Source organism: Burkholderia sp. Ac-20353 (assembly GCF_017104785.1).
Classification (GTDB): domain Bacteria; phylum Pseudomonadota; class Gammaproteobacteria; order Burkholderiales; family Burkholderiaceae; genus Burkholderia.
This window is the reverse complement of sequence record NZ_JAAGPL010000354.1, coordinates 1-4,442: the sequence shown is the minus strand read 5'-3', so window position 1 is coordinate 4,442 and position 4,442 is coordinate 1. Positions and strand designations below refer to the sequence as shown.

Annotated in this window: 7 protein-coding genes; 5 read left to right on the top strand and 2 right to left on the bottom strand. The window is 68.4% G+C overall.

The genetic code is table 11. The features are described from left to right. Positions 1-32: 32 nt before the first annotated feature. Complete coding sequence (gene gpmA / locus G3N94_RS39850; protein ID WP_205799678.1) at positions 33-779, bottom strand: 2,3-diphosphoglycerate-dependent phosphoglycerate mutase; 747 nt, start codon at positions 777-779, stop codon at positions 33-35. A 118-nt stretch (positions 780-897) separates the two neighbouring features. On the opposite strand from gpmA, the gene G3N94_RS39845 reads away from it, so the two are divergent. The 5 genes from G3N94_RS39845 to G3N94_RS39825 all read left to right on the top strand — a co-directional run bounded on the left by G3N94_RS39845 (position 898) and on the right by G3N94_RS39825 (position 3,800). Next, complete coding sequence (locus G3N94_RS39845; RefSeq protein WP_205799677.1) at positions 898-1,320, top strand: rhodanese-like domain-containing protein; 423 nt, start codon at positions 898-900, stop codon at positions 1,318-1,320. Further along, positions 1,317-1,577, top strand: a complete 261-nt coding sequence (gene grxC, locus G3N94_RS39840) for a glutaredoxin 3 (protein WP_205799676.1) — start codon at positions 1,317-1,319, stop codon at positions 1,575-1,577. The genes G3N94_RS39845 and grxC overlap by 4 nt, the downstream gene beginning before the upstream one ends. A 100-nt stretch (positions 1,578-1,677) precedes the next feature. Further along, positions 1,678-2,157, top strand: coding sequence for a protein-export chaperone SecB (gene secB, locus G3N94_RS39835; protein ID WP_059464440.1), 480 nt, complete (start codon positions 1,678-1,680; stop codon positions 2,155-2,157). A gap of 26 nt (positions 2,158-2,183) precedes the next feature. Further along, positions 2,184-3,182: an NAD(P)H-dependent glycerol-3-phosphate dehydrogenase gene (locus G3N94_RS39830; RefSeq protein WP_205799675.1), complete on the top strand. Its 999-nt coding sequence runs from the start codon at positions 2,184-2,186 to the stop codon at positions 3,180-3,182. 93 nt (positions 3,183-3,275) lie between these two features. Further along, a complete protein-coding gene (locus G3N94_RS39825) occupies positions 3,276-3,800 on the top strand; it encodes an O-acetyl-ADP-ribose deacetylase (RefSeq protein WP_205799674.1) in 525 nt (174 codons plus the stop codon). Positions 3,801-3,819: 19 nt separating this feature from the next. Here the strand turns inward: G3N94_RS39825 and trmL are convergent, their stop codons facing one another. After that, entirely contained in the window at positions 3,820-4,290 is a 471-nt protein-coding gene (trmL, locus tag G3N94_RS39820) for a tRNA (uridine(34)/cytosine(34)/5-carboxymethylaminomethyluridine(34)-2'-O)-methyltransferase TrmL (protein ID WP_205799673.1), read from the bottom strand. Positions 4,291-4,442: the final 152 nt, after the last annotated feature.

The following is a 4,442-nucleotide window of genomic DNA, read 5'->3' as shown; positions in this document are numbered from 1 at the left end:
GCGCGGGGCCGGCGCGGCAGGGCGGGGCGGGATCAGCCCGCCTTGCCTTGCTTAGCGACGGCGGCCTGCGCCTTCGCGATCGCGTCCTGGTCGCCGAGGTAGTAGTGCTGGATCGGCTTCAGGTTTTCGTCGAGTTCATACACGAGCGGCACGCCGTTCGGGATGTTCAGCCCGACGATGTCGCTGTCGGAGATCCCGTCGAGGTACTTGATCAGCGCGCGCAGCGAGTTGCCGTGCGCGGCGATCAGCACCTGCTTGCCGGCCTTGACCGCGGGCGCGATCGACTCGTTCCACAGCGGCAGCACGCGCGCGACCGTGTCCTTCAGGCATTCGGTGAGCGGCAGCTGCTCGCGCGGCACCTTCGCGTAGCGCGGGTCGCCGTACGGCGCGCGTTCGTCGGTCGCGTCGAGCGCGGGCGGCGGCGTGTCGTAGCTGCGGCGCCACACGAGCACCTGCTCGTCGCCGAACTTCGCGGCCGTTTCCGCCTTGTTCAGGCCGGACAGCGCGCCGTAGTGGCGCTCGTTCAGGCGCCACGAGTGCACGACGGGCAGGTACATCTGATCCATCCGGTCCTGCACGTGCCACAGCGTGCGGATCGCGCGCTTGAGCACGGACGTGTACGCGATGTCGAACGTGTAGCCGGCTTCCTTGAGCAGTTCGCCGGCCTGGTAGGCCTCGTTGCGGCCTTGCTCGGTCAGGTCGACGTCGACCCAGCCGGTGAAGCGGTTTTCCTTGTTCCACGTCGATTCGCCGTGGCGGATGAGGACGAGCTTGTACATAGGTGCTTGCGGTCGGTAGTGAAGGAAGCGGTGCGCCGGGCGTCACGCCCGCGCAAGTCGGTTATTTTATAATGGCCGGATTGTCCTTTTCCGATTTCTCTTTTTCCGGCGGATTTCCGTGACGTTCTTTACCGATTACACGAACCTGGCCCTCATCGCGATCCTGCTGGTGTCCGGCGGCCTGCTGGCCTGGCCCGCGCTGCGCCGCGGCCGCGGCGGCCTGTCGGCCGCAGAGGCGACCCAGCTCATCAATCGCCGCAACGCGGTCGTGATCGACGTGCGGCCCGCGTCCGAGTTTGCCGCCGGCCACCTGCCGTCGGCGCGTCAGGTCGAAGCCGGCGAGATCGGCGCGAAGATCGCGCAGGTCGCGAAGAACAAGAGCACCCCGGTGCTGCTCGTGTGCCAGAACGGCCAGCAGTCGCAGAAGGCGGCGCGCGCGGTCGAGGCGGCGGGCTATGCCGAGGTGCACGTGCTCGAAGGCGGCGTCGCCGCGTGGCAGCAGGCCGGGATGCCGGTCGTCAAACAAGGAGTGGCGAAGTGAATAAAGTGGTCATGTACAGCACCCAGGTGTGCCCGTATTGCATCCAGGCCGAGCGGCTCCTGAAGCTGCGCGGCGTCGAGCAGATCGAGAAGGTGCTGATCGACAAGGATCCGTCGCGCCGCGACGAAATGATGTCGCGCACGGGCCGCCGCACGGTGCCGCAGATTTACATCGGCGACACGCATGTCGGCGGCTACGACGATCTGTCGAAGCTCGACCGCGCAGGCGGCCTCCTGCCGCTTCTGCAAGCGGCCTGATTAGGGCAGAATGGCCGCCGGCTGCGCAGCCGCGCGCACAGGATCAACCGGAGCGGCCGGCCCGGGCCGGCCGCTCCGTCACCACTTTTAGGGAATCAACATGTCCGACGTCGAAAACCAACCGTTCTTCAACATCCAGCGCGTCTACCTGAAGGATATGTCGCTCGAGCAGCCGAATTCGCCGGCGATCTTCCTCGAGCAGGACATGCCGTCGGTTGAAGTCGAAGTCGACGTCAAGGCCGAGCGTCTCGCGGAAAGCGTGTTCGAAGTCGTCGTGTCGGGCACCGTGACGGCGAAGGTGAAGGACAAGGTCGCGTTCCTGATCGAGGCGAAGCAGGCCGGAATTTTCGACATTCGTAACATTCCTGACGAACAGCTCGACCCGCTCGTCGGCATCGCTTGCCCGACGATCCTGTTCCCGTACCTGCGTTCGAACATTGCCGACGCGATCACGCGCGCAGGCTTCCCGCCGATCCACCTCGCCGAGATCAACTTCCAGGCGCTGTACGAGCAGCGTCTCGCGCAGCTCCAGCAGCAGGCGGGTGCAGCCGGCGCGCCGAACGGCTCGACGCTGAACTGAGGAACGAGCAAGGACCGGTGCTGGGTATGAAAGTAGCCGTTCTCGGCGCCGGTGCCTGGGGCACCGCGCTCGCGGGCCATCTGGCCGCGCGGCACGATACGCTTCTGTGGGCGCGCGATGCCGCGCTCATCGCCGGGCTGCAGGCCCGGCACGAAAATTCCCGCTATCTCGACGGCATCGCATTGCCCGACGCATTGCGCTACGACGCGGATCTCGCCGCGGCGCTCGCGCATGGCGCCGCGGACGACGCGCTGTGCGTGATCGGCGCGCCCGTGGCCGGGCTGCGCGCGCTGTGCCGCGCGATGCGCGACGCGGGCTGCGTGCCTGCGCACATCGTCTGGGTCTGCAAGGGCTTCGAGGCCGACACGCATCTGCTGCCGCATCAGGTAATCGCCGCCGAGCTGCCGGAACAGCGCAGCAATGGCGTGCTGTCGGGGCCGAGTTTCGCGCGCGAAGTCGGCCAGGGGCTGCCGGTCGCGCTGACGGTCGCGAGCGCGTCGGCCGCATGCCGCGAACGCACGCTCGCGGCGTTCCATCATGGCGCGATGCGGATCTATACGGGCGACGACGTGGTCGGCGTCGAGGTCGGCGGCGCGGTGAAGAACGTGCTGGCGATCGCGACCGGCATTGCCGACGGTCTCGGTCTCGGCCTCAACGCACGCGCCGCGCTGATCACGCGCGGGCTCGCGGAAATGTCGCGGCTCGGCGTTGCGCTCGGCGGCCGTGCGGAAACCTTCACGGGCCTCACGGGCCTCGGCGACCTGATCCTCACCGCGACGGGCGACCTGTCGCGCAACCGCACGGTCGGCCTGCAGCTGGCGGCCGGCCGTTCGCTGAACGACATCCTCGGCGCGCTCGGCCATGTCGCCGAAGGCGTGCGCTGCGCGCAGGCGGTGCTCGCGATCGCGCGCGCGCAGGCGCTCGAGATGCCGATCACCGAAGCGGTATGCGGCGTGCTGTTCGACGGCGTCGCGCCACGCGACGCGGTCAGCGGCCTGCTGCGCCGGGACGCGCGCGCGGAGTAGTGGTCGGAGAAGTGGTCGGAATAGCGGGCGCGGTCGCGTGGCCGCGCAAAGCGCACTACGCTTGAATCATCTCCTTCGTTCGCGGAGGTCGTCATGCTGCAGATCGGTTCCACCACGCTCGACGCGCAGGTCGTCGACATCACGACGCTCGAGGTCGATGCGATCGTCAACGCGGCAAACGGCTCGCTGCTCGGCGGCGGCGGGGTCGACGGCGCGATTCATCGCGCGGCCGGCCCGGACCTGCTCGCCGAATGCCGCACGCTCGGCGGCTGCGAGACCGGCGACGCGAAACTCACGCGCGGCCACGGGTTGCCGGCGAAATACGTGATTCATGCGGTCGGCCCGGTGTGGCATGGCGGCGGGCAGCGGGAAGCCGAGCTGCTCGCGTCGTGCTACCGGCGCGCGATCGAGCTGGCCGAAGAGGTCGCGTGTACGTCGATCGCGTTCCCGGCAATCAGCTGCGGAATCTACCGCTATCCAGCCGAGCAGGCCGTCGACATCGCCATCGAGGCGGTCGTCGAGATGCTGCCGCAGGCGCCGAACCTCACGCAGGTGACGTTCGCGTGCTTTTCGCCGGACATGCTCGAGCTGTACCAGGCGCGGCTCGCGCGCCGCTAGTCTCTGCGCGAGCCGCCAGTCACGCGCCGCCTTCGAAGCCCGCCTGCCGCCACGCCTCGAACACGACCACCGCGACCGTGTTCGACAGGTTCAGGCTGCGGTTGCCGGGCCGCATCGGCAGGCGCACGCGCTGTTCGTTCGGGAAGCGTTCGAGCAGCGGCGCGGGCAGGCCGCGCGTTTCCGAGCCGAACACGAACCAGTCGCCCGGCAGGAATGCGTGGTCGTGGAAGCGGCCCGAGCCGCGCGTCGTGAACGCGAACATCCGCGCGGGATCGGGCGACTCGGCGGCGATGAACGCGTCCCAGTCCGGATGCAAGCGCATGTCCGCATATTCGTGATAGTCGAGGCCCGCGCGGCGCATCTTCGCGTCGTCGAGCGGAAAGCCGAGCGGTTCGATCAGGTGCAGCCGCGCACCGGTATTCGCGCACAGGCGGATCACGTTGCCGGTGTTCGGCGGAATTTCGGGGGCGACGAGGACGACGTTGTACATGGTTCGGTTTCGGATGGCGGTTTCCGGTGCTCCCCGGTCGCGGGGCGGCGGCCGGACTGGCCGGTTTGTCACGAGCGCGGCCGCGGGCGGGCGGCCGGCTTCTCACTAATTAATCCCTGGCGGTGCGCAGCGCAACCAGATTCGTCACGCGA